Origin of the sequence: Streptomyces varsoviensis (genome assembly GCF_000718635.1) — a bacterium.
In the GTDB taxonomy this organism is placed as follows: domain Bacteria; phylum Actinomycetota; class Actinomycetes; order Streptomycetales; family Streptomycetaceae; genus Streptomyces; species Streptomyces varsoviensis.
On the sequence record NZ_JOBF01000002.1, the window covers coordinates 154,134 to 178,476 of the forward strand.

At 71.8% G+C, this 24,343-nt stretch carries 21 protein-coding genes; 11 read left to right on the forward strand and 10 right to left on the reverse strand.

What is annotated here, in order from left to right; genetic code table 11:
• Nucleotides 1-11 precede the first annotated feature (11 nt).
• The 4 genes from IF55_RS03230 to IF55_RS03245 all read left to right on the forward strand — a co-directional run bounded on the left by IF55_RS03230 (nucleotide 12) and on the right by IF55_RS03245 (nucleotide 5,299).
• Complete coding sequence (locus IF55_RS03230; protein WP_030874646.1) at nucleotides 12-1,610, forward strand: DUF5722 domain-containing protein; 1,599 nt, start codon at nucleotides 12-14, stop codon at nucleotides 1,608-1,610.
• Between the two features lie 1,543 nt (nucleotides 1,611-3,153).
• Nucleotides 3,154-3,741 carry an Rv1733c family protein gene (locus tag IF55_RS03235; RefSeq protein ID WP_030874645.1) on the forward strand — a complete coding sequence of 196 codons (588 nt, stop codon included), beginning with the start codon at nucleotides 3,154-3,156 and terminating at the stop codon, nucleotides 3,739-3,741.
• Nucleotides 3,742-3,845: 104 nt separating this feature from the next.
• Nucleotides 3,846-4,274 (forward strand): Hsp20/alpha crystallin family protein, encoded by a 429-nt coding sequence (locus tag IF55_RS03240; RefSeq protein ID WP_030874643.1) that lies wholly within the window; start codon nucleotides 3,846-3,848, stop codon nucleotides 4,272-4,274.
• A 290-nt stretch (nucleotides 4,275-4,564) separates the two neighbouring features.
• The gene (locus IF55_RS03245) at nucleotides 4,565-5,299 is read left to right on the forward strand and encodes a response regulator (protein WP_030874641.1); all 735 of its coding nucleotides are present in this window, start codon (nucleotides 4,565-4,567) and stop codon (nucleotides 5,297-5,299) included.
• Between the two features lie 176 nt (nucleotides 5,300-5,475).
• Here IF55_RS03245 and IF55_RS03250 read toward each other — a convergent pair whose 3' ends face one another.
• Together IF55_RS03250 and IF55_RS03255 are read right to left on the reverse strand one after the other, a co-directional pair.
• The gene (locus IF55_RS03250; protein WP_078643534.1) at nucleotides 5,476-7,191 is read right to left on the reverse strand and encodes a sensor histidine kinase; all 1,716 of its coding nucleotides are present in this window, start codon (nucleotides 7,189-7,191) and stop codon (nucleotides 5,476-5,478) included.
• Nucleotides 7,192-7,303: 112 nt separating this feature from the next.
• On the reverse strand, nucleotides 7,304-8,173 hold the full coding sequence (locus IF55_RS03255; protein ID WP_030874637.1) for a universal stress protein: 870 nt from the start codon (nucleotides 8,171-8,173) through the stop codon (nucleotides 7,304-7,306).
• A gap of 441 nt (nucleotides 8,174-8,614) precedes the next feature.
• On the opposite strand from IF55_RS03255, the gene IF55_RS03260 reads away from it, so the two are divergent.
• Nucleotides 8,615-9,535, forward strand: coding sequence for a universal stress protein (locus IF55_RS03260; RefSeq protein ID WP_030874635.1), 921 nt, complete (start codon nucleotides 8,615-8,617; stop codon nucleotides 9,533-9,535).
• 19 nt (nucleotides 9,536-9,554) lie between these two features.
• Nucleotides 9,555-10,280 carry a CBS domain-containing protein gene (locus tag IF55_RS03265; protein ID WP_030874633.1) on the forward strand — a complete coding sequence of 242 codons (726 nt, stop codon included), beginning with the start codon at nucleotides 9,555-9,557 and terminating at the stop codon, nucleotides 10,278-10,280.
• Between the two features lie 209 nt (nucleotides 10,281-10,489).
• Here IF55_RS03265 and IF55_RS03270 read toward each other — a convergent pair whose 3' ends face one another.
• Both IF55_RS03270 and IF55_RS03275 read right to left on the reverse strand, forming a co-directional pair.
• Nucleotides 10,490-10,966 carry a Crp/Fnr family transcriptional regulator gene (locus IF55_RS03270; protein ID WP_106980299.1) on the reverse strand — a complete coding sequence of 159 codons (477 nt, stop codon included), beginning with the start codon at nucleotides 10,964-10,966 and terminating at the stop codon, nucleotides 10,490-10,492.
• Between the two features lie 298 nt (nucleotides 10,967-11,264).
• Entirely contained in the window at nucleotides 11,265-11,771 is a 507-nt protein-coding gene (locus tag IF55_RS03275) for a hypothetical protein (RefSeq protein ID WP_157854243.1), read from the reverse strand.
• A gap of 496 nt (nucleotides 11,772-12,267) precedes the next feature.
• On the opposite strand from IF55_RS03275, the gene IF55_RS03280 reads away from it, so the two are divergent.
• The 4 genes from IF55_RS03280 to IF55_RS03295 are packed head-to-tail and all read left to right on the forward strand — an operon-like array spanning nucleotide 12,268 to nucleotide 18,900.
• Nucleotides 12,268-14,670 carry a phosphoketolase family protein gene (locus tag IF55_RS03280; RefSeq protein WP_030874628.1) on the forward strand — a complete coding sequence of 801 codons (2,403 nt, stop codon included), beginning with the start codon at nucleotides 12,268-12,270 and terminating at the stop codon, nucleotides 14,668-14,670.
• A 32-nt stretch (nucleotides 14,671-14,702) separates the two neighbouring features.
• A complete protein-coding gene (gap, locus tag IF55_RS03285; RefSeq protein WP_030874626.1) occupies nucleotides 14,703-15,719 on the forward strand; it encodes a type I glyceraldehyde-3-phosphate dehydrogenase in 1,017 nt (338 codons plus the stop codon).
• Nucleotides 15,662-16,462: an HAD family hydrolase gene (locus tag IF55_RS03290; RefSeq protein WP_030874624.1), complete on the forward strand. Its 801-nt coding sequence runs from the start codon at nucleotides 15,662-15,664 to the stop codon at nucleotides 16,460-16,462. The genes gap and IF55_RS03290 overlap by 58 nt, the downstream gene beginning before the upstream one ends.
• An 8-nt stretch (nucleotides 16,463-16,470) precedes the next feature.
• Nucleotides 16,471-18,900: a glycoside hydrolase family 65 protein gene (locus IF55_RS03295; protein WP_030874621.1), complete on the forward strand. Its 2,430-nt coding sequence runs from the start codon at nucleotides 16,471-16,473 to the stop codon at nucleotides 18,898-18,900.
• 81 nt (nucleotides 18,901-18,981) lie between these two features.
• On the opposite strand, the gene IF55_RS03300 is transcribed toward IF55_RS03295, so the two are convergent.
• The 3 genes from IF55_RS03300 to IF55_RS03310 form a co-directional block, all read right to left on the reverse strand.
• Nucleotides 18,982-19,554 carry a flavodoxin domain-containing protein gene (locus tag IF55_RS03300; protein WP_063763848.1) on the reverse strand — a complete coding sequence of 191 codons (573 nt, stop codon included), beginning with the start codon at nucleotides 19,552-19,554 and terminating at the stop codon, nucleotides 18,982-18,984.
• Nucleotides 19,555-19,692: 138 nt separating this feature from the next.
• A complete protein-coding gene (locus IF55_RS03305; protein ID WP_398244417.1) occupies nucleotides 19,693-20,571 on the reverse strand; it encodes a universal stress protein in 879 nt (292 codons plus the stop codon).
• 205 nt (nucleotides 20,572-20,776) lie between these two features.
• Complete coding sequence (locus tag IF55_RS03310) at nucleotides 20,777-21,238, reverse strand: OsmC family protein (RefSeq protein WP_078643536.1); 462 nt, start codon at nucleotides 21,236-21,238, stop codon at nucleotides 20,777-20,779.
• Nucleotides 21,239-21,549: 311 nt separating this feature from the next.
• Here IF55_RS03310 and IF55_RS03315 point away from each other — a divergent pair, with 311 nt between their 5' ends.
• Nucleotides 21,550-21,774: a hypothetical protein gene (locus IF55_RS03315; RefSeq protein ID WP_030874613.1), complete on the forward strand. Its 225-nt coding sequence runs from the start codon at nucleotides 21,550-21,552 to the stop codon at nucleotides 21,772-21,774.
• Between the two features lie 282 nt (nucleotides 21,775-22,056).
• On the opposite strand, the gene IF55_RS03320 is transcribed toward IF55_RS03315, so the two are convergent.
• The 3 genes from IF55_RS03320 to IF55_RS03330 all read right to left on the reverse strand — a co-directional run bounded on the left by IF55_RS03320 (nucleotide 22,057) and on the right by IF55_RS03330 (nucleotide 24,247).
• Complete coding sequence (locus tag IF55_RS03320) at nucleotides 22,057-22,752, reverse strand: CBS domain-containing protein (RefSeq protein WP_030874611.1); 696 nt, start codon at nucleotides 22,750-22,752, stop codon at nucleotides 22,057-22,059.
• 218 nt (nucleotides 22,753-22,970) lie between these two features.
• Complete coding sequence (locus IF55_RS03325; protein ID WP_030874609.1) at nucleotides 22,971-23,471, reverse strand: flavodoxin domain-containing protein; 501 nt, start codon at nucleotides 23,469-23,471, stop codon at nucleotides 22,971-22,973.
• A gap of 47 nt (nucleotides 23,472-23,518) precedes the next feature.
• A complete protein-coding gene (locus IF55_RS03330; protein ID WP_030874608.1) occupies nucleotides 23,519-24,247 on the reverse strand; it encodes a CBS domain-containing protein in 729 nt (242 codons plus the stop codon).
• Nucleotides 24,248-24,343 lie beyond the last annotated feature (96 nt).

A 24,343-nucleotide genomic window follows, 5' to 3' on the forward strand; every position in this document is an offset into this window, starting at 1 on the left:
AGGAGACCGCGATGAGACGTGGGGCACCCGCCCGGTGGACCTGGCCGGCCATCCTGTGCGCGCTCGTCCTGCTGCTCGCCCCGGGCACCGGGGCGGCGGCCGAGCCGCACTCCCCTCCGGCACCGCTCGCCTACCCCGAGCGCGGTGACTACCGGATCAAGGCTGTCCAGCCCGACGACTGGCCGAACAAGGACGAGATCGCGGGCAACAATACCGGCGGCGTCGCTATGAACCTGGTCTGGGCGCAGTGGCAGCCCACCGCGCAGTCCCTGCCGTGCTCGGCCGGCCAACAGCAGTACGACGGGCAGTGCTTCACCGTGCCCGCGCACCTGGACGCCGACATCCGCGACTGGACCGAGCGCGGTCTCGTCGTCACCGGCGTTGTCTACGGAACACCGGCCTGGGCCCGGACCGGCAGGACGTGCGTACCCTCCGCCCCGGGCATGGAGATCTTCTGCGCCCCGGACCGTGCGACCGACTACGCCCGCTTCGCCGGCATGCTCGCCCAGCGGTACGACGGCCTGCACGGTCACGGCCGGGTCGCCGACTTCGTCATCGGCAACGAGGTCAACACCAACACCTGGTTCAACATCGGCTGCGGCCACGGCACTCCGTGCGGCACCACCGCGTGGCTCGACGAGATCGCCGCCCTCTACGACACGGCCTACGACCGGGTAGCCGCCGAACAGCCCACCGCCCGCACCTATCTGTCGCTCGACCACTCCTTCGGCAGCGCGCTGGACGCACCCGCCGCGACGGAACCCCTCCTGTCCGGCATGACCGTGCTGCGCGGCCTGGCCGCCCGCGCCGGAAGCCGCCACTGGCGGGTGGCCATGCATCCCTATCCGCGCGACCTGCGCGGTCCGGTGTTCGGTCCGGACGACACGCCGTACGTGACGTACGGGACGCTCGGCCATCTCGTGGGCTGGCTGCGCCAGAACTTCCCGGCGAACACCGATGCGTGGTCGGACGTGCAGCTGACCGAGAGCGGCATCACCTCGGCGGGGTCCTCCTCGCCGGAGCGGCAGGCGCAGGCCGTGTGCGAATCCTTTCGGGACGTGCTCGGCACGCCCGGCATCAACAACTACGTCTACCACCGCATGCTCGACAATCCCACGGAGACCGCGGCCGGGCTCGCCCTCGGGCTGCGCGCCCCCGACGGCAGCGCGAAGCCCGCGTGGCGGACCTGGGCCCTGGCCAACCGCGCCGACCTGGCGCCCGCGCAGTTGTCCTGCGGCTTCGAGGACCTGCCGTACACGCGTCTGGTCCGCGCCCACTCCCCGACCCGTGGCCACTGGGCCTCGACCCGCGGCCTGCCCTCCGGGTTCACCGCCGAGAACGCCTGGCGGCTGCTGCGCCACGAGGCGTCCGGCACCCGTCCGCTGTTCGAGTGCCGGGTCGGCGGCCACAACATGGTCAGCACGGAGGCCGGCTGCGAGGGTCAGGAGCCGCTCGGCCCTCTCGGATTCGCCGGAACCGCCCCGGCGCCAGGCACCGTCGCCCTCTACCGGTGCCAGGTCCCGTCCACGGGAGACCACTTCGTCTCCGAACAGCCCACCTGTGAGGGCCAGCGGACCGAGGGCCTGCTCGGGTACGCCTGGCGGACCTGAGCAGGCGCGGGGGCCGGCCGCTGCAACCTCTGTGCCTGCGAGGGCTGGCTGATGTGCCATCAAGACTGCGGCGTCAGCGCCTTCGGCCGGTCCAGGTCCCGTACCCGATCCTCTACCAGGGGCGGACCGGCTGCCGGTGGGCCTACCTCCCGCACAACCTGCCGCTGAAGAGCGCGACGTACTCCTACTTCGTCTGCTTCGTCACCGGTGACGGCGGAGGTCTCTTCCGACGTCCCACGGAAGAGACGGTCGGAGTACGACTTCGTCGGGGGTTGATGTGCTCGGCCGCCACTGCCCAGCTCTCTTTACCCGCATACCGGTCCTGGGTGGAAGCAGACACGGCCAGGATTCGTCCAGGGCCTGATGGACGGGGTTCCGCCGTGGCGATCGCGTGTCCACCTGTGCTCCGTACTCTGGCCGCGCGCCCTGTCGGCCACCGACGACCAGGCCCTGCCGAACCAACACCCCGTGCTCAGCGCAGCGTGTGCGTGCCCACCCCGGCGAACCACCAGCCGGAGGCGAGCGTGACCACAGGTGTCACACACTGGGCCGGCCGGGAAGCCGCCCTGTTCCGCAGCCTTCGCCGTCTTACCGGCGATGGCTCCCTCGTCCCGGATTTGGACGGTGCGACGCCGACCCGCAGCTCATACCGGCTCGCGTCCTGAGCCCTGCTCGGCGCAGGAGCTATGCGGGGAAAGGCATGTCGTCCGGCATCGCCCGCATATAACCAACGATCCCCGGTTGGCCAAACCGGGGATCGTCCACACCACGGACGGAGTCCGCACCGGCTGTGCTTGGCGGCGGAGCTGGCCTGGACGTAGTGGACAATGCCGCGTAGGCACACGGCGCCGATCTGGATGCCTGGTGGGACGCGTGCATGACGGCGGCGCGCGAGGGCGAGCCGTTCGGCGAGCACACGGGGCTGCGCACTATCAAGCAAGGGACGGCCTGGTACGACCTGGCCCACGACGACCTCGAACAGCGGTGGAACCGCACACCGGGAAACACTCGCCGCACTCTGGCTGACGCATTCGCCACCATCACGCCGGCCCTGGTGGAGCCCCGTCCAGCGCGGGCGTGGCCCCCACCTTGAGGCGATCTTCTGCTGTGGTGGTACAGCCGCAGTAAGGGCACTGACGTGCAAGTCTGGTGGTTTTGCGGTGACTGGGCGGGATGGTGGACCGTGGATGGTCCGGATCTTGGCCGCGGCAGAGCGTAGGTCCGCCGGCAGGTAGCACCCGTGGAGCTGCCAAAGACCGCTGTACGGTCACCCCGCAGATAGATACGCGGCCAAGGCACACGGCGCATGCTTGAGGTGGTCTTTTTACTCGGGCCCCGCGGCCGACATGACCTGGAGGCCGGCGGGAGGCGGTGCCGGGATTTCCCGCAATGGCGCTCGCCGCTGGAGGTCCGGCGGCGACGGTTTGCCGTTGCCTGTCGACAGGCTGAGGCCGAACGGCCGCTACTCCGTGCCGGGCGGCCCTCGCGGCGGAGGGGTCTCCCCATGCCATCTTTCCCTCAGGAGTCGGGAGGGGGCGGATCGATGCGGAGTGCCCGGTACTCGAAGGTGATGCTGTGGCGATGGCGGAGCAACCCGCTCCGGCGGCGAGTTGACGCCATCGAGGCATGGGGTGTGTTGGCCATGTGGACGCTGGTCGCGGTCGGTGGGGTCTGCGTCGGCTGGTCGTCCGCACACGCCGTGGATATGACGACCACTCGGCAGCGGGCGGGGGCTCATGTCGTGTCGGTGGTCCTCGCGGAGGACGCGCCGACCGTGCCGGCCATGACGGCCGGCAAAGGGAGCGACGGGTGGGTGCGTGCGCGGGTGACGTGGGCGGCCCCGGATGGCTCTCGGCGGGTGGGGGAGGGGTGGGTGGAACCCGGTGGCGAAGCCGGTTCGAAAGTCGCCGCCTGGCAGGGGCGGCGGGGCCAGATGATCACGCCGCCCGCTACTGATGTCGAGGCGACGGCCCAGGCGGTGGGCACGGGGGTCTTGGCGGCCGGGGGCTGGGGCGGTGCCGTGCTGATGGGCGGCTGGTGCGTACGGATGCGACTGGACCGGCGGCGGATGGCCGCGTGGGCGCGGGAGTGGCATGAGGTCGAGCCGCGATGGCGACGCATGGCCGGCTGACCGGGCCGTACGGGCCCCGGCGCGTGGGCCGGTCGGCACTTTCGGGCCGGCGGCGGTGGGCGTGATGCTGGGAGAGGCTTCAAGAGTGTCCGAAGGAGGGGCAGATGAGCTTGATGATGGAGCGGTGGCCGAGCCGGCTGCCGCTGCCCGAACTGATCGGCTGGATCGAGTCCGGCATCCCCGGCCTGCACCAGGCCCCCGGCGTGCACAGTATCCGCATCGAACAGCAGGTCACGGAGAGCACCTACGTGCTCCGTGCCGAACTGCCGGGCATCGACCCCGCCGACGTCGAGATCAGTGTCACCGGCGATGTCCTGACGCTGCGGACGGAGCGCACGGAGCGCACGGAGACGGAGGCGCGGTCCGACCACAGTGAGTTCCGATACGGCGCGTTCGCCCGCGCGGTCCGGCTGCCCGTCGGCGCGCGTGGAGACGAGGCCACCGCCGACTACAAGGACGGCGTGCTGACCATCACGATCCCGCTGCCCGAGACGAAGACGGGCACCACGACCATTCCAGTGCGGCACGGCTGAACGCGGCCCGACGGACCCGTGCTCACCGGTTGTGACAAGCCGGCCCCGGACGCGGGTTCGTGGCCGGCCGAGCCCTCCCGGAGGGCTCATGGTGCCGCTCCGCGGCGGCTCAGTCCGACGGGAACCGGTGGGGGACCGTGCGGGCGTATGAGCACGGGTGCGGGCAGCCGGTCCGCCGGACAACCGCCTTCGGGGCCGTACGGCCCCTTTCCCGGCGCGGGCCGTACGGGAAGGCTGGGTCGCGTCGCCGCACGCGTCGGCGGCCATGGCAGCGGAGGGGATGTGGCGCGATGGGGACAGCGGTGCCGGGGGCCGAAGCCGTCATACGGGTGTTCCTGCTGGACGACCACGAAGTGGTGCGCCGAGGGATTCGTGAACTGCTGGACGGCGAAGAGGACATCGAGGTCGTCGGGGAGGCCGCGGACAGTAGGGAGGCGCTCGCTCGTGCCCCGGCTGTACGGCCGCACGTGGCGGTGCTCGACGTTCGGCTCGGCTCTCCGGCGGCGGGCGGCGACCACGGCGGCATCGAGGTGTGCCGGGAGCTGCGGGCCCGGCTGCCCGAGCTGGCCTGCCTGATGCTGACGTCCTTCGATGACGATGAGGCCCTCTTCGACGCCATCATGGCGGGAGCGGCTGGGTACGTCCTCAAACAGATCAGAGGATCCGACCTGGTCGCCGCGGTCCGCACGGTGGCGGTCGGCCGTTCCTTGCTCGATCCGGGCGCGACGGCGCGGGTCATGGCCCGCGTGCGCGCACAGGAAGAACAGGCGGAACGCGGGGAGATGGGAGACGGCGGCGCGGGGCCGCCGGAGCTGGCCCGGCTCTCGCCGCGGGAGCGGGAGATCCTGGAGCTCGTCGGCGAGGGGCTGACCAACCGGCAGATCGCACAGCGGCTCTTCCTCGCGGAGAAGACCGTGAAGAATCGCATCTCGGCGATCCTCGGCAAGCTGGGGGTCGGCCGCCGTGTCCAGGCCGCTGTGCTCGCCGAACGCGTCCGCGAACGGGAGGAGCCCCACGGAGCTTAGGGCGCTTCTGACGGGTCTCCGCGGCGTCACGACGTCCGGCACGCACTCTCGCCGCACCGGCCGAAAGCCCAAGTACGTCCAGTATGCGGGCCTCCGGCCGGCACGCCGAGAGCACGCACCGGACGTCGCTCCTCCACCCACGGAGATCCATCAGAAACGCTCTGGCCGGAGGGGGCTTACGCGCTTGGCGACGGCACGCGCCATATCAACCGCGTTCCGCCGTCCGCGAGGGTCTGCGTCTCCAGGGTTCCGCCGAGGAGCTCCGCTCGCGTGCGCATATTGGTCAGACCGCCGCCGGGCGGGCTGCCGCCCAGGCCGACGCCGTCGTCGGTCACGGTCAGCACCGTCTCGTCGCCGGCGGCCAGGACGACGTCGACCCTGTGGGCGTGGGCGTGGCGGGCGGTGTTGCTGAGCGACTCCGCGAGCACCGCGAGGAGATGTTCCGCGGTGCTCTCTGGTACGTCGGTGTCCAGGGGGCCGTCCATGCGCAGAGAGGGCGTGAAGCCGAGCGGCTCGCCGGCTGCCGCGACGGTGTCGACAACGCGGCGGCGCAGGCTCCTCGCCCCGGCGTGGCCGATGTCCGTACGGAGGGCGAAGATGGTAGTGCGAATGATCTTGATGGTTTCGTCGAGGTCGTCCACGGCCCGCTCGACGCGTTCCGCCGCCTCCGGGTTTTCGATGAGCCGGCCGGCGCTCTGCAGCGTCATGCCGGTGGCGAACAGCCGCTGGATCGCGAGGTCGTGCAGGTCACGGGCGATTCGATCACGGTCGCGCAACAAGGCGAGCTGCTCGGACTCGCGCCGGTGCCGCCCGAGTTCGAGGGCGAGGGCCGCCTGGGCGGCGAAACCGGAGAGGAGCTCGATGTCGCTGTCGTCGAATACCGGCCGTCCCGCCACCCGGCTCAGCCGTAGCGCGCCCGATACCTGGTCCTCCACCAGCAGCGGCATGGCCACGGTAGGCCCGTGCGGCGGATCGATATCGGGGATGGCGTGGGCCCGCGGGTCCGTGCGCACGTCGGACGTGACCGCTGGTTTCCCCGTACGGGCCGCCACCCCCGCCAAAGAGCCCAACGCCGGGACGAGGCGCCCCCGCAGCGCGTCGGCGCTCCGGCCGTGCGCCACCTCGACGCGGAGATCACCCGTGTCGCGTACCGGGAGCAGAACCGCCGCGGAGTCGGCCTCGGCGACCTCCAGGGCGCGCCGTGCGACAAGGCTGAGGACGTCGTCCGAGCCGGTACCGGACAACAGGCTGCGGGCGATCTCGCCAAGGGATTCGAGGCGCCGTTCCCGGCGGAGGCTTTCCCGGTAGAGGCGGGCGTTGTCGATGGCGACGCCCGCCGCGACGGCGAGGGTGCTCAGCATGGCCTCGTCGTCGGCGTCGAACGGAACGCCGCCGTGCTTCTGGGTGAGATAGAGGTTGCCGAAGACCTTCTCGCGGACACGGATCGGTACGCCGAGGAATGTGCGCATCGGCGGATGGTGCTCGGGAAATCCGTAGCTTGAGGGGTGCTCTGTCAGGTCGGCCAGGCGCAGCGCTTCGGGGTGCCGGATCAGCTCGCCCAGAATGCTGTGACCCGATGGCAACGGCCCTATCTTGGCGGCGAGTTCGGGAGATATGCCGACGGGCAGGAAATCTGACAGGCTGTGCTTCTCGCCGACCACCCCCAGCGCGCCGTACTCGGCGCCCACCAGTACCACGGCCGCCTCGACGATGCGCCGCAGCACCTGGTTCAGGTCGAGTTCGCGGCCGACGCTCAGCACCGCCTCCAGCAGCCCGTGCATGCGGCTCTGAACACCCCGTGCCACGTCCAGGCGGCTCTGGAGCTCCGCCAGCAGCCGGTCCAGCCGCAGTCGCGGCAGCGCGGACGCGGCCTCGTCCGGTGAGTCCGGCATGGCACCCTCCCGCCCCGAATCACCCCGCGGCGCAGCCTAGCCGGGAGCGGGGCAGCGCGGGAGCGCCCGCGGGAGGAGCGAGACGGGAAGCCGCTGGTTCCGGCCAGCCCCTTCAGGCGTGCGGCACCACGGCGACCGGGCACGGCGCGTGGTGCAGCACGGCGTGCCCGACGAGGCCGAGCTGCAGTCCGTACCACGCGCGTCGGCGCAGCGCGCCGACCACGATCAGGTCGGCCGAGGCGGCGGCCGTCAGCAGCGCCTCGCGGGCGGAGCTCTCGATGGGGCTGCTGACCAGCGGCACCTTCGGGTGGGCCGCGAGCGCGCCGCGCAGTTCGGAGTCCAGCAGGGCCTGTGCCCGCCGCTCGTGCTCCGCGCGCCGGCCGCCGTGCGGCCCGTGCTCCTCCGGTACGTCCTCGCCCGCGCACCGCCACGCGTGCACGGCCGCGACCTCGCACCGGCGCAGCTCCGCCTCGGCGAAGGCGAATTCCACCGTCGCTTCCGCCGGCCGTTCCCCCACGCCCACGACGACCCGCCCCAGCGCCCCGCCGATGTTCTCCGGCCGGCCCCGGACCACGATCACCGGACAGGTCGCGCGTGCCGCGAGCGCCAGGCTCACCGAGCCCAGCAGGGCCGAGACGAGCCCACCCCGCCCCCGGCACCCGACCACGACGAACGCGGCGTCCTCGGACTGGGCCAGCAGCGTTGTCACGGGGTCCGCCGAAGCGACGTGGGTCAGCACCTTGAGTCCGGGCGCCCGCCGGACGGCGCGCTCGGCGCCCGCGGCCGTGATCGTCTCTTGGGCCTCCCGATCCGTGGGGCCCTCCGGTGACCCCGCCAGGGACAACCCTCCGTATGGCTCCCAGAGCGAGGCATGCACGACGCGGAGCGGCAGACCGCGGCGGACTGCCGCGTCGGTCGCCCAGTCCACCGCGTCGAGGCTCGCCCGCGAGCCGTCGATCCCCGCCACCACGGGCAGTTCCATCGCGTCCTCCGCCCTCCGACTCCGGTCGTCCTCACCACGTTCGATGCCGCGCGCGAAACCGAGGAGGGGCGAATCGGCCCCTTCCGGGGCCGTTCGGCCCCCGACGCCGCGCCCATGGAAGTCGACGACCGCCCCTGATGACGCCCGCACGGGCCGTATGGCCCCTGGGAGGCCGGCCCGGAGCGACGGACGCTGAGGACAGGGCCCGCCGGCGCTATGCGGGGGCCGTGATGACCATCGGCCGCCAGTCGGAAGGCGGGAGCCCGGACGGCTGCTGGGGCGGCTTCGGCCGGCCTGTGTCCCGCCGGAGATCGCCGGACCCGGCCGGCCCGGCTGGGCCCCGCTGGACGTCCGAACCGACTGTTTCCGCACGCGGACCGCGGCCCTTGGGCGTAGTGCCTGCGTGACCTTTGAGATGAGCGAACTCGGGAGGAGAGCCCCATGACACAGGCGCACTTTCGCCGGCGCGGTCGGGTGGTGGTCGGATTCGACGGCTCCGACCCCGCGGTACGGGCTCTGGACCATGCCGCCGGGGAAGCCGTCCGCCGGGAGGCTTCGTTGGAGATCGTGTGCGGCTGGCCCTGGGGCGTGCACCCTGCGCCGGACTTCGGCCTGGCCGAGGGGGGCGGCGCTGATGACGCGGCGGAAGGGCCGGGGAACTCGCTCTACGGCCGGGCACGGCGTGCCATGGATCTGGCCACCGAACGCGTCCGAACCCGCTTCCCGCACCTGGCCGTGACCCCTGCGCTCACCACCGAATCCGCCGCACACGCTCTGCTGCGCTGCGGGAGGAGCGCCGCCCTCACCGTGGTGGGCACGCGCGGCCACGGCGGCTTCACCGGACTGCTGCTCGGCTCCGTCAGTCTGCGCGTCGCGGCGCACTGCACGGGCCCCTTGACGGTGGTGCGCGGCACCGCCGACGCCGAGCACGGCACCGTTCTCGTCGGTCTCGCGTCCGACGCCGACGCCGACGCGCTGAGGTTCGCCTTCGAGGAAGCGGAGCGCCGCGGGGCCGGGCTGAGGGTGCTGCACGCGTGGCACTTCCCGGCGGCGCCGACCGGCGGGCCCCCGTCCCTGGACCACTCGTCCTGGGAGGATGTGGCAGCGCTGCGCAAGGCCGCCGAAGCCGTCCCGCGCTACGCGGCGGCGCCGTTGCGCGATGCCTTTCCCGGCGTCGACGTCCGAACCGATGTCGTCTGCCAGAGCGCGGGCCACGCGCTCGTCGAAGCGAGCCTGGACGCCGATGTGATCGTGCTGGCCGCTCACCGCCGACCGCGCCGCATGGGGCTGCAGTTGGGGCCGGTCACCCACGCGCTGCTCCATCACGCCCACTGCCCCGTCTCCCTCGTCCCCACCGACTGACGCAACGAGGAGCGCCGAGATGAAGCACCGTCTGATCGGCCAGGTCATGACCCGGGACGTCATCAAGGCCGGGTACGGAACGGCCTTCAAGAGGATCGCCGAATCCCTGGGCCGGTACGGCATCAGCGGCCTGCCCGTCGTGGACGACGACGGGCAGGTGCTGGGCGTGGTCTCCGAAACCGATCTCATGCTGCACCAGTCCGCTCGGAGCGACGCCCACCGCCCCTGGTATGCCAGGGCGCACGTCACCCGGAGCGGCCGGGCGGCCCGCGAGAAGGCCCGGGCCCGCACAGCGGGACAGCTGATGTCGACGCCGGCCGTCACCGTCGGCCCGCACGAGACCGTCGTCGCCGCCGCCCGGCTCATGGCCGCCCGCCGCGTCGAGCGGCTGCCCGTCGTCGACGACGGGGGCCATCTGGTGGGCATCGTCACGAGGGGCGGTCTGCTGAGCGTCTTCCGCCGGCCCGACGCCGAGATCCGCGGGGAGGTGATAGAGGAGGTGCTGGTCCGCACCCTGTGGCTGGCCCCGCGGGCCATCGGCGTCGACGTGCACCAGGGAGTGGTCGTCCTCTCCGGCACAGTCCAGCGGCGCAGCGAGGCAGCGCTCGCGGTCCGCCTCGCCGGACGGGTGGACGGAGTGGTGAGCGTAGTCGACCAGCTCGGCTATCAGGAGGACGATTCCCATCTGCGTCCGTCCGAGCAGGCCCTGCGCGGCATCACGGAGGAATGGATCCGCAAACTCTGAACGGCAGCACCCACTCGGTGAGCACGAAGGGGGCGGCCGTGCTCGCGTACGGCACGAGGCACGGTTCCCCCGGCGCCGCCCGGGCGGGACCGGCCGTCGGCTCGTTCCGTCCCCGTCCGGCCCGAGCGGCCGGCGGCACCGCCACCGGACGGTCCGGGCGGCCCGGACGGCGGAGAACGCGACGGACGGCGCAGAAGCCGCCGCGGAGGTCAGCGCGGCAGACCGCTGCCGTACGGTCCGTAGAGGTCGAGTAACCGGACGCGGGCCTGCTCCAGCCGGTGCCCGATCACCTCGGCACACGCGAGCACGAAGACGTACCCGAACTCGGGGTTCTCACGGCAGACTGCCCGTACGGCCGCGGCGTCGAACTCCCAGGCCCGCACCGGGCTCTGCCTCTCCGCCCCAAGGTGCCAGGCGCGTGGCGGGAAGAGCCAGGACCAGCCCACCAGGTCCCCCTGCCCGAGCGTCTCGATCACAGCGGACCGGCGGCCGGGGACGTGCAGGTCCAGGTTCACACCGCCGGAGCGAATGATCCAGAACCGGTCGGCGCTGCAGTGCTCCTCGAACATACGCGCCCCGGCGGGGAAGGACACTTCACGCGCCAAAGCCATCAACCGGTCGTGGTGTTCGTCGGACAGGGCACCGAGCCGCCCGGTCATGGTCCTGAGTCCGGTCCTGCTCTTCATGGGGTCACCTCCGTGGACGGTGCGCGGGGAGGCCAGCGGGCTTCCTCCCGCCCGCCGACGTCCGCGGCTTCATCGTCGGCCGGAAGTCCCTGTCCGGGCAGGGGCCGAAGAGCCCCTGCCCGGGACCGCTCGGTGCACCGAAGGCCCTGCCCGGAGCGGGGCCGCTCGACGCCTCCCCCGCTGCCTTCACCGGCTGCGAACGGTCGCTCGCGACCTACGGACGTACCGCCCTCGAACAGGCGGAGAGGTTGCGACTTGAGCACGGGCCCCCAGCCCGACAGGGTGCGGATCGGCGGCATCATATTTCCAGACCCATTTGCTTTTTCAGTCTGGGGAGCCATTCATCCATGCGGAGCCGCATCTCTCTTGCCAGAGAGGACAGCCGCTCGGCGTCGTCTGCCATACCCCGCTGTCGGATCGGATTATCGCGTACCTGAATCTCCGCTTGATCGAATGACGTAAGGCAATGATCCACCTCGTCGAGTAGCCGGAGAATTCCTTCCAGCTCGCTGGCGTACCTGCCGATCACCACACGGTGTTCACGCACCTTGTTCTCGAATTGCTTCGAGAGGCTCGGCTCACTGAAATCCGGCGAACTCGATGCCGCGACACGGCTCAACCGGGCGTTGGCATCAGCGATGATGGAACGAATCTCCGACAGGGCCATCCAGCACGCCCGTGACGCCGCGGTGAAACCCGCGTTCATTTCGATGTCCTTGACGTGTTTCGCGTTGTCCCTGGCCATCTTGAGCTGGAATCGATTGGTGCTGAGCACCCCCACCAGGGTGAGCAAGCCGACGATCACTGTCCCGAATGTTATGAGGACGTCACTGCCCATGACAGAAGGTGTACCAGGCCACAGGAGGCATGAGGCGGTGAACCGGTGAAGACCTCAACGTGTTTCGGTCGACCCGTTCTTCGGCTTGGCCGACGCGACTGGGGCAGAGGCCGGCCGTGGCCCAGGAGCCATCGACGGTTCGGCCCTCCAGCAGACGGACGGCGGGACCGGCAGGGGCCGAAGGGCCCCGGGACGGGGCGAACCGCCCATGCCGCCCGCGCGCCAGGGGTGCGAAGGTGGCTGTACGGCCCCGCGCTGGACCGCCACTTGTCGCAGTCACAGAGTGGCCGCGTGGTCGGGTACGCAGGACTGCGTCTCACGCGGTGGCCGGTGATAGTCCGTGGCGGCCTTTGCGCGGAGCGGGAGTTCCAGGGCGGGCGGCGGCTTCACGTCCGATGGCGCTGTGCTTCCCGGCCGCCGCATCACGCCCTTCGAAGACCACAACGACGTCATGGAGGCAGCCATGCGCAAGGTCAAGCGCTCGGATCGTGCCGTGCCGGGCACCGAGGAACTCGCGGCACTCGACGCGCACTGGCGTGCCGCCAATTACCTGTCCGTCGGACAGATCTACCTGCTGGGCAACCCGCTGCTGCGGGAGCCGCTGCGGCCCGCGCACATCAAACCCCGGCTGCTCGGCCACTGGGGCACCTCACCCGGCCTCAACCTCATCCACACCCACCTCAACCGTGTGATCAAACAGCGCGACCTGCGGGCCCTGTGCGTCTGGGGCCCCGGCCACGGAGGCCCCGCCGTCCTCGCCAACTCCTGGCTGGACGGCAGCTACAGCAGGACGTATCCGGACGTGAGCCGGGACGATACCGGCATGGAGCGGCTGTTCCGGCAGTTCTCCTTCCCCGGCGGAGTGCCCAGCCACGTCGCCCCCGAGACGCCCGGCTCCGTGCACGAGGGCGGTGAGCTGGGCTACTCCCTGGCCCACGCGTACGGCGCCGCGTTCGACAATCCGCGGCTGCTGGTCGCCTGCGTCATCGGTGACGGCGAGGCCGAGACCGGACCGCTCGCCGCCTCCTGGCGCTCCCACACCTTCCTCGACGCCGTGCACGACGGCGCGGTCCTGCCGATCCTGCACCTCAACGGCTACAAGATCGCCAACCCGACGGTGCTCTCCCGGCTCCCCGAGGACGAACTCGACGAGCTGCTGCGCGGGTACGGGCACGAGCCCCTGTACGTCGCCGGCGACGAACCCCTCCAGGTGCACCGCGAACTGGCCGCCGCGCTCGACCACGCCCTGGACCGCGTCGACGACATCCAGCGGACCGTCCGTGCCGAGGGCGCCCAGGCCCCCGCGACGGACGGCACGCGCCCGCGCTGGCCGCTGATCGTGCTCCGTACGCCCAAGGGCTGGACGGGCCCCGCCGAGGTCGACGGCACGCCCGTCGAAGGGACCTGGCGCGCCCATCAGGTCCCCCTCTCCGAGGTACGGGACAACCCGGCGCACCTGGCCCGGTTGGAGGAGTGGCTGCGGTCCTACCGTCCGGAAGAACTCTTCGACGAGCGGGGCCGCCCCCTGCCCCAGGTGCTGGCCTGCGTGCCCGAAGGCGACCGCGGGCTCGGCGCGAGCGCGCACGCCAACGGCGGGCTGCTCACCAGGGAACTGCCCATCGCGCCCCTGGAACGCTTCGCCGTGCCCGTCGACAAGCCGGGCGCCACCCTCCACGAACCCACCCGGGTGCTCGGAGAACTGCTCGCGCAGATCATGAAGGACACCGCGCGGCGCCGGGACTTCCGCGTCGTCGGCCCCGACGAGACGGCCTCCAACCGGCTCGGCGCGCTCTTCACCGTCACCGGCAAGGCATGGCAGGAACGAATACTGCCCACCGACGAACACCTCGCCCGCGACGGACGCGTCATGGAGGTGCTCTCCGAACACCTCTGCCAGGGCTGGCTGGAGAGCTACCTCCTCACCGGCCGGCACGGCCTGTTCTCCTGCTACGAGGCGTTCGTGCACATCGTCGACTCGATGGTCAACCAGCACATCAAGTGGCTCAAGACGTCCCGCTCGCTGTCCTGGCGCGCCCCCGTACCATCCCTGAACTACCTGCTGACCTCGCACGTCTGGCGCCAGGACCACAACGGCTTCTCCCACCAGGACCCCGGCTTCGTCGACCACGTCCTCAACAAGAGCCCCGACGTCGTACGCGTCTACCTGCCGCCGGACGCCAACACCCTGCTGTCCGTGACCGACCACGTGCTGCGCAGCCGCGACTACGTCAACGTCGTCGTGGCGGGCAAACAGCCCTGCTTCGACTGGCTGTCCCTCGACGAGGCGCGCGTCCACTGCGCCCGCGGCGCCGGAGTGTGGGACTGGGCCGGGACGGAGACCGGCGGCCGGGAGCCGGACGTGGTGCTGGCCTGTGCGGGCGACGTACCCACTCAGGAAGTGCTCGCCGCGGCCGGCCTGCTCCGCGACCGGGTACCCGACCTCGCCGTCCGCGTGGTCAACGTCGTCGACATGACACGGCTGCTGCCGCGCGAGGAGCATCCGCACGGCATGCCGGAGGCCGAGTACGACGCGCTGTTCACCCGGGACAAGCCGGTGATCTTCGCGTACCACGGCTACCCGTGGCTGATCCACCGGCTCGCCTACCGCCGGGCGGGCCACCCCCGCCTCCATGTGCGCGGCTACAAGGAGTCGGGCACCACCACCACGCCCTTCGACATGGTCGTCCGCAACGACCTCGACCGCTACCGGCTCGTCATGGACGTCATCGACCGCGTACCCGGTCTCGGGGCGCGCGCCGCGGCGGTGCGCCAGTCGATGGCCGACGCCCGCGCCCGCCACCACTTCTGGATCCGCGAACACGGCACCGACCTGCCCGAGGTCGCCGCCTGGTCCTGGTCCGGCTGACCCACTGCCCTTTCCCGCCCCCGGAGCACACCATGCCCATACGGATAGGAATCAACGGTTTCGGCCGCATCGGCCGCACCTACCTGCGCGGTGCACTGGAGCGGGCCGCGGCGGGCAGCGCGGCGGTCGAGGTCGTCGCCGTCAACGACATCGCCGCGCCCGCCACCCTGGCCCATCTGCTGGAGTACGACTCCACGTACGGGCGGCTCGGCCGTACCGTCTCATGCGATGCCGCCTCGCTCACCGTGGACGGCCGCCGCATCGCGGTCACCGCGGAGCGCGACCCGGCCGCCCTCGCCTGGCGCGAACAGGGCGTGGACCTCGTCATCGAGTCCACCGGCCGCTTCCGCGACCGCCAGGCCGCGGCCCTGCATCTCAAGGCCGGCGCCCGGAAAGTGCTGCTCTCCGCACCGGGGAAGGGGGCCGACGCGACCATCGTCATGGGTGTCAACCAGGACACCTACGACCCCACGCACCATCACGTGATCTCCGCCGCCTCCTGCACCACCAACTGCGTCGTCCCCATGGTCACCGTCCTCAACGAGCGCTTCGGCATCGTCAAGGGCCTGATGACGACCATCCACGGCTACACCAACGACCAGGCGCTGCTCGACGGCCCGCACAAGGACCTGCGCCGCGCCCGGTCCGCCGCGCTGAGCATCGTCCCGACCAGTACGGACGCCGCCCGCGTCGTGGGCACGGTCGTCCCCGAACTAGACGGCGCGCTGGACGGCCTCGCGGTGCGCGTGCCCGTCGAGGACGGTTCGCTCACCGACCTGACCGCTGTGCTCCGCCGCGCCGTCACGACCGCGGAGGTCAACACCGCCTTCACGGAGGCGGCCGACCGGGGCCTGCGCGGCGTCCTTCGCGTGTCCACCGCCCCGATCGTCTCCCGCGATGTCATCGGCGACCCGGCCTCTTGCGTGTTCGACCCCGCCCTGACCCAGACGCACGGCGAACTCGTCAAGGTCTTCGGCTGGTACGACAACGAATGGGGCTACAGCAACCGGCTGCTCGACCTCAGCGCCTACCTGGCCGAGCGGCTGTGACCGCCGCGGCGCTACGAGCGGTACGGGCCGTGGTGTTCGACACCGACGGGGTGATCACCGACTCGGCGCGGGTCCACGCCGCCGCCTGGAAGGCCGCCTTCGACGTGTGCCTGCGCGAGCATCCGCCCGAGGAACCGGTGTGTCGAAGGCCGTTCGACGCCGAGGCCGACTATCTGCGGTACGTGGACGGCAAGTCCCACCTCGACGGGGCCGCGTCCTTCCTGGCCTCCCGCGGCCTGCGGCTGGCGGAAGCGGCCGTCGCGGAGGTCGCCGCGCACAAGGAGCGGCTGTTCACCGAGCGGCTCCGGGACGGCGAAATAGGCGCCTATCCGGGCACGGTGCGGCTGTTGCGGGCACTGCACGGCGACGGCGTCCCGCTCGCCGCCGCCTCCGCCTCCCGGCACGCCCGCGAACTCCTCACCCGCTCCGGCGTTCTGGACCTCTTCGACGCCCTGGTGGACGGTGCCGAGGCCGCCCGCCTGCGGCTGCCCGGCAAGCCCGACCCCGCGCTGTTCCTGGAGGCGGCCCGACGGCTCGGCCCGCCGCCAGTGCGTACCGCGGTCGTAGAGGACGCGCTGGCCGGCGTGGAGGCGGGCCGGCGTGGAGGCTTCGGACTGGTGATCGGCGTCGACCGCACCGCGCGACCCGCAACCAGGGACGCGCTGCTGCGGCACGGCGCCCACCTCGTCGTGCGCGATCTCACCGAACTGCTCGTCGAAGCGGCCGAAGGAGGCTCTCCGTGACGGGTCCGATGAAGCCGACGGAGCGAGCTGAGCGGTCGGACTGGGACTGGGAGTACGAGGGGTACGACCCCGCCGAGGAAGCCCTCCGGGAGTCGCTGTGCACCCTCGGCAACGGCCGCTTCGCCACCCGAGGCGCGGCCCCGGAATGCGCCGCGGACACCGTGCACTACCCGGGAACGTACGCGGCGGGCTGCTACAACCGGCTCATCTCCGATATCGCGGGACGCCAGGTCGAGAACGAGGACATGGTCAACCTGCCCAACTGGCTGCCGCTGCGCTTCCGCTTCCACGGTGAGGAGGGCGGGGCCGGTGAGGGCGGCGCGGGGCCTTGGCTCACGCCGGATTCCGACGCCCTCGCCGGCCACCGGCAGTCGCTCCACCTGGCCACGGGGACGCTGGAACGCCGGACGCGGTACGAGGACGCGTACGGGCACGCGCTGTCCGTACGGCAACTGCGCCTGGTCCATATGGCCGACCCCAACCTCGCGGCCCTGCGCACCGAGTTCACCGCCGAGACCCCGGTCCTCCTCGACGTCGAGGCGGCGCTGGACGGCACCGTCCGCAACAGCGGTGTGGCCCGCTACCGCGACCTCGCCGACACGCACCTCACCCACCCGCACACCGGCACGGCGGACGCCCCGGACACCGTGTGGCTGCGCTGCCGCACCACGACGTCCGACGTCCGCATCGGCATGGCCGCCCGTACCACCACAGACGCGCCCGGTGCTCTCGCCACCGTCCGGAACGCCCCGGCGCGAGCAGCGCAACGGTTCCGGCTGCGTCTCGCTCCTGGCCGTACCGCCACCGTCGACAAGACCGTGGCCCTGCACACCTCGCGCGACCCCGCGATCGGCGACCCGCTGCACGCGGCCGTCGACCGGGTGGGCAGGGCGGGCGGCTTCGATGTCCTGCTGGACCTGCACGCCGCGGCCTGGCAGCGGTTGTGGCGCCGGGCCGAGCTGGACGTTCCCGGAGAGGCCGGCCGCGTCCTGCGGCTGCACCTCTTCCATCTGCTGCAGACCCTCTCGCCGCACACCGCCGACCTCGATGTCGGCGTGCCCGCCCGAGGGCTGCACGGCGAGGCGTACCGCGGCCATGTCTTCTGGGACGAGCTGTTCATCCTGCCCTACCTCAACCTGCACTTTCCCGAGGTCTCCCGCGCATTGCTCACCTACCGACACCGTCGATTGGAACGGGCCTGCTCCGCCGCTCGGGATACCGGCCGCGCCGGCGCCATGTACCCCTGGCAGAGCGGCAGCGACGGTCGGGAGGAGACCCAGCGGCTGCACCTCAACCCGCGCTCAGGGCGCTGGCTGCCCGACCACTCGCACCTCCAGCACCACGTCGGCTCGGCGATCGCGTACAACGTGTGGCAGTACTGCGAGGCGACCGGGGACGCGGAGTTCCTGCACACCAAGGGCGCCGAGACGCTGCTGCAGATCGCCCGTTTCTGGGCGGACACGGCCACCTACGACAAGAGCTCGGACCGCTACCGGATCCGCGGAGTGGTCGGCCCGGACGAATACCACGACGGCTACCCGGACGCCGCCGGACCCGGACTCGACGACAACGCGTACACGAACGTCACCGCGGCCTGGGTACTCGCCCGCACCCTCGGCGTCCTGCGGGCCCTCCCCGCCCCACGCCACCGGGAACTCGCCGAGCGCACCGCCCTGGACGCCACGGAACTCGCCCACTGGGAGGAGGTCTCCCGCAAGCTCCGGGTGCCCTTCCACGCGGGTGTCATCAGCCAGTTCGACGGCTACGGCGACCTCGCCGAGCTCGACTGGGACGGCTACCGCGCCCGCTACGGGGACATCCGCCGGCTCGACCGGATCCTGGAGGCCGAGGGCGACACGGTCAACCGCTACCAGGCGTCTAAGCAAGCCGACGTCCTCATGCTCGGCTACCTCTTCTCGCCGGCCGAACTCCGCTCCCTCTTCCGGCGGCTGGGCTACCGGCTCGACGACGACCTCTGGCGCCGGACGGTCGACCACTACCTGCGCCGCACCAGCCACGGCTCCACCCTCAGCGGCCTGGTCCACGCCTGGGTCCTGGCCCGGGTACGGCGCGCGGAGGCGTGGACGTACTGCCAGGAAGCCCTGGCGGGCGACATCGCCGACGTACAGGGCGGAACCACCGGCGAGGGCATCCACCTCGGTGCCATGGCCGGCACCCTCGACCTCGTACAACGCGGCCTGACCGGACTGGAGACGCGCGGCGGCGCGCTGTGGCTGGACCCCGTTCCCCTGCCCGGCCTGTCCGCGTACGGCTTCTCCCTGCGCTACCGCGGTCACTGGGGCATCCGGCTGCGAGTACGGCCGGGCCGCCTGGAGATCGAGGTTCCGACATCCGACCGTTCGCCGATCGAGATCGAACTCCGTGACCGGGCGGTCTGCCTGGAGCCGGGCGAGTCCTGCGTGCTGGCCCTGACATGACGACGGCCGCGAAGCCGGCGCCTGCGTCATGTCAGGGCCCCTCCCACGCCGCCAACGGCTCCCTGCCGCGAGCCTCGGCCCTCAGGGCGTGGTGTCGCTCCCGTGCTCGCCCGCCGGCCGTTTCGCGGGCCGGTCCGAGTCCGCGGACGCGGCGGGCAAGTCTTGGGCGATGCGTGCCGCCCAGGCGTCGACCTCCGACCAGTCCCGGAAGTCTCCGTAACGGCAGCCGAGCAGGCGGAAGACGATCCGTCCGGTTCGGTCGAGGTGCTCGGGCCGTATGACGCCCGAGAAGCAGTGGTAGTCCCGTGGAGAGAGCTGTCGGCGCAAGGCTTCGATCTTCGGCTGTTCGCTTCGGCTCGCCAGCCGCCGCGCCGGGCCGCGCAGCGCGGCGGTCATCCCGACGCTGAACATCCACACCGGCCGGGCGGCCAGTACGGTGTGGTGATCGCGTACGAACCGGACGGCGTCCGGCAGCCAGGCGCCCTGGTGCACCGCGCTCCCGATCACCAGCGCCTCATGGACCGCCGCTGCCGGCACCCGGTCGAACGGCAGCAGCTCCACGTGGCGCCCCGGTGCGTCCAGATGCCCCGCGATGCGCTCGGCCACCGACCGCGTGGAGCCGTGCTCGGTGGCGTAGCCGATCAGGACGGACATGATGACCCTCCTTCGTCGCTCTCAGCCTCCTCCAGGGACCGGCCGGGAACCGCTGCCCACCGTGAAGGCGCGAGGGAAGGACATCATCGGCTCGGCAACGGCGTGCCTGCCCTGGGAAGCGCAGCGCGGGTGCTCCGGTCACCCATGCTGCGGTACTACGGCCACCGGGCAGGCGGCGTGGTGCAGTGCCGCGTGGCCGACCCGGCCGAGCTGGAGGCCGAAGTGGCCGTGCCGCCGCCGGGCGCCGACGACCAGGAGCCCGGCGTCGGCCGACAGGTCCAGGAGGATCTTGCGGGCGGGGCCTTCCACGACGAGCCTTCTCACCTCGACCTCGGGAAACTCGCGCACCGCGTCGCCCAGGGCTTCGTCGAGCAACGCCGAGGCGCGTGAGAGGTGAGCGCGGGCCGGGTCCTCGGCGAGGTGCGGATGGTCGACCGTCTCGTGTGCCGGGCACCGCCAGGCGCGTACGGCGTCGAGGCCGCACCGTCGGGCCGCAGCCGCGCGGAAGGCGAACCGCACGGCGGCGCTCCCGCTCGCGGGTTCGCCCACGCCGAGCAGGACGGGCCCCCGCGCGAGGTCGCCCGGGGGCGACGAGCCGCGCACCACGACGACCGGGCAGCGCGCCCGCGCGGCCAGGGCCAGACTGACGGAGCCGAGCAGCAGCTCCGCCACCGGGCCCCGCCCGCGGTGCCCGACGACGAGCGTCGACGCGTTGCGCGCCTCGCGCAGGAGCGCGGTCGGCGCGTCCTCCGGCAGCACCTCGGTGGAGACCTTTACACCGCCGCGGCGCCGCCGGGCCCGCTCGGCGGCCGAGGCCAGAATGCGCTCCGCCATGGCCCGCTCGGAGGGCCGGGCCACATAGTCCACCAGGTCCGTCGCCGCTTCGTACCGCTCCCAGAGAGAGGCTTGTACCAGGCGCAGCGGCAGCCCCAGCCGTGCCGCCTCGTCCACGGCCCAGTCGACCGCCGCGAGCGAGGACTCCGATCCGTCGACCCCTACCACCAAGGGAAGGTCCACCGTCCACACCGCCTCTCACGCGCGACATGCCTGGGCGACAGGCACTCCGGAGGCACTCCGGGGGTTCTTCTCCGCCCAGCCTGACACCGGTCGCCCGGACGGCCAACGGGCCGTTCGGACTCATCGTTCGGGAACTCCGGCCCGTAGTTTCGAGCCGTGCTGCCACGACGGCGCGCCCCGGTCGCGGCCGCCCTCGCGGGGCACGTCAGCCGACGTGGATGCTCACTTCCGGCGGTGTGCGCAGTGAGTTGTGCACGGTGCAGCGACTCACCACCGCGTGCAGAACCTCGCGTTGGGCACTGCTGAGTTCCACCGGCAGGAGGATCCGCAACCGTACGGCGATCACGCGTGGCGGTCCGTCCTCGGCCATGTCGAACCCCGCCGTCACGCGCAGGTTTTCGCGTGGCAGGTGATAACGCCGGAGGAACCCGCCCGTGTAATGGGCGACGCACGCGGCGAGCGAGGCGATGAACAGCTCCACCGGCGTGGGACCGAGATCATCGCCGTTCGCGTCGCGTGGCTGATCGGCCTTCATCTCGTGGCCGCGCACCGCGATGGTGTAGGTGTTCGCCGACGCGTGGGTCACCTCGACGCGCCCCGAGTGGCGCGCGCCCTGTGGCGGCGGCTTCAGCGGACGCAACCCGCGCGCCGTGTCCGTACCGGTCATGATGGCTCCTCCTCGAACGCGTCGCGTACCCGCGATGGTCGCTGTGCTGCCTGTCAGCGAAGTCCTCGGGCGGCGGGCCGGCCAGGGGCCGGTAGGGCGACGCGGAGGGCCGCCCGGCCCGTGCCGCGACGGCTGGCGGCACACGCGATGAGGCGTGCTACCGGAAGGGTTCGTTTCGCACCCACGGATCGCCGGTGGCGGAGGGGCTGTTCGTCGAGCCCTCCGGGCCATGCGGCCCGGGGCGTAGCGGCGCGGCCACGAGCAGCATGGCAGCAAGGAATACGAGGTATCCGCTCTGAGAGGCGGTAGCCATGATCGCGCTCATTCTGATCGCCGCGACAGTCATCGGCGCATTCATCGTCTTCGGCAACAGTCTGTTCGTCCTGGGCTTCGCCCTCATGGCGTGCGGGCTCCTGGGGCTGATGGTCTTCCTCGCCACGACGGCCGGCGCGCACAAGCAGCCGGGCGAGACCGGGGCGATCGTGGAGGAGAGGCACTACATCGGCGACCCCTACGGCCGGCATCGCCTCCGGTGACGCCAGGGCGGTTCGGATGTGATCCGGGCCACCCGAAGCGGCTCCGGGCCGCCCCGGCTTCGGGAGGGAACGGACAGGCGCGGCGGGGAAACAGGCCATCATGGCCGCGCGTTCCCGCCGCTCCGGGACCGCCCGGCAGCCAACTGGCCGGGCGGCGGCCGTACGCGCGGGCGTCCGGGCCGTCGGCCCGCCCCTGCCCAGCGGCCCAGCGCCGGGCCGACGGCCGCCGCTGGGTCCGCGTCCCGGACCCAGCAGACGGCTCGCGGTACGCGCCGAGGCGCTTCACCGTGGCGGCGGAGCGGAAGCCGGCTCATCGAGCTCCACGCGGACATCGACGACGCCCTCGACACCGCGGGCGAGGCGGGCGATGACGGGGACCAGTGAGCGGTCGCGGAGGGCACCGCCGAAGGTGACCACGCCCTCGGCGACGTCGACGGTGACGGTCTGACGGAGGCAGGGACGCGCGACGACGGTACGGGTCACTTCCTCGGCGATGTCCTCGTCGTCCCTCAGGAAGACCTTGAGCAGGTCGCTGCGGCTGACCACGCCTTCCAGCAGCCCGTGCCGGTCGACGACCGGGAGACGCTTGACACCGCGCCGGGCCATGACGCGGGCGGCCTGGGCGAGGGTGGCATCGGCGTGGACGGTGATGGCGGGGGTCGTCATCAGCTCGCCGGCGGTCAGCGCCCCGGCCTTGACCAGGTCGTCCGGAAGCCGCGGCCTGGGGAAGGCCCCGTCCGGGCCGGCGCGGCCGATCTCTTGGGAGAGGGCCGGGTCGCTGTCCCGGTACTCCTCCTTGGGCAGCAGGTCCGCCTCGGAGACGACGCCGATGACCTGTCCTTCTCCGGCCAGGACGGGCAGGGCGCTGATCTTCCACTGTTCCATCAGCCTGGCGATCTCCTTGAACGGGGCGTCGCGGCCGACGGCGACGGCGGTATGGGTCATCACATCGCTGACGGTGTACGGGGTCGTGCTCATGGCCAGTCACCTCGGGTACGTTCGTCGGTCGGCTCCAGGAGGCGCGCGGAGCAGGAGAAGCGCTTCTCCACGGGCGAATCCGGCAACTCAAGCGTCCTTCATGGCAAGTCGCCGGGGCAGGGGCCGGATGACCCTTCGTCGCGCCGAAGCGGCCGGCCAGGACGCACGATGGCCACCGGGCCCATGGCAGGCCGGCCCCCGGTGACTCTCCGCCCCCGTCACTCTTTGAGCAGGTCGGCCGCGATGGTGTGGGCCCACGAGCGGATCTGGTCGAAATCGCGCCAGTCGTGGGCCATTCCCCGCTTGGCCATCGAGCGGGCGAGTCGGCCCTGGGGGTCGGGGTCGAGACGGCCGCCGAAGGTCGTGTGACCGCGTGCCCCGACGCGGGACATCTCGCGCCGCACCGCCCGGGTGGGCGGCACCTCCTTCTGGCCGGCGGTGGCATCGAGCGGACCGCTGCTGAAGCACCACACCGGGACCTCCCGCAGCGGGGACTTCAGGCGGCGGGTGAAGCGCCGGGCATCGCGCTGCCATCGGCCCGCGTACAAGCCTCCGCCCAGCACGACCGCGTCGTAGGGGGACAGATCGTCGACGTCGGCCGCCGAGCGGACCTCGGCGCTCAGACCGTCCTTCGTCAGCGTCGCCGCGATCTCCTCGGCGATGCCCGCTGTCGCTCCGTTCTGTGTTCCGTAGGCGACGAGAACACGCTCTCCGGTCATGGGCGTTCAGCTCCGTCCAGGGTGCGTCCGTCCGAGGGCGGACGAGGTCAGTTCTTTCGCAGCCATTCCTCGGTGATGCCGTGCAGAGCCTGCTCGGTAGGGCGTAGGTGGGAGTCGTCCTCCTGGTAGCCGAGGCGGTCGGTGACGCTGACGACACCGTCGACGCGGCCGGCGAGCCGTACGGCTATGGGGACTTCGCTGCGGCGTTGGAGCTTGCCGGTGAGGGTGACGACGCCCTCGCGGACGCTCACGTCGATGGTGTGCGGGGCGAGCCACAAGGTGCGTACGAGAACTTCCCCGACGATCTCGGCGCGGATCTCCTCGTCCGCGCGGCGGAAGACGGACAGCAGATCGCTGCGGGTCACGATGCCCATGAGCCGACCCTCTTCGTCGGCGACCGGAAGGCGTTCGACGCGGTGAGCGGCCATGGTGCGGGCGGCTTCGGCGACGGTCTGCCGGGGGCCGATGGTGACGGCGGGGGAGGACATCAGGTCGCCGGCCGTCCGGCCGCCCGCCTTCGTCCGTGCCGCGCGGGTGCTCTTGGGGCGACGGCGCGGCGCGTACCACGGGCGCGGGGCGTCGTCCTCCTGAGCGGCCTGATGGTACATCAGGTCGGTTTCGGAGAGGACGCCCAGCACCTTGTCGTCCCGGTCCACGACGGGCACCCCGCTGATGGCATGCCGCGCGAGCAGATCGGCGACCTGCTTGAAAGGGGCGTCGACAGTCGTCGTGATGACATCCCGGTTCATGACGTGGTCGATCAACCGGTGCTTCATTTCTCATCTTCCTTCCGGAACCGGCGACGGCGTGCCGCGATCGGTGCCGTCGAATCCGACGGTCACCCGGCGGGGGGAGAGGGACGGTGTCCGGAC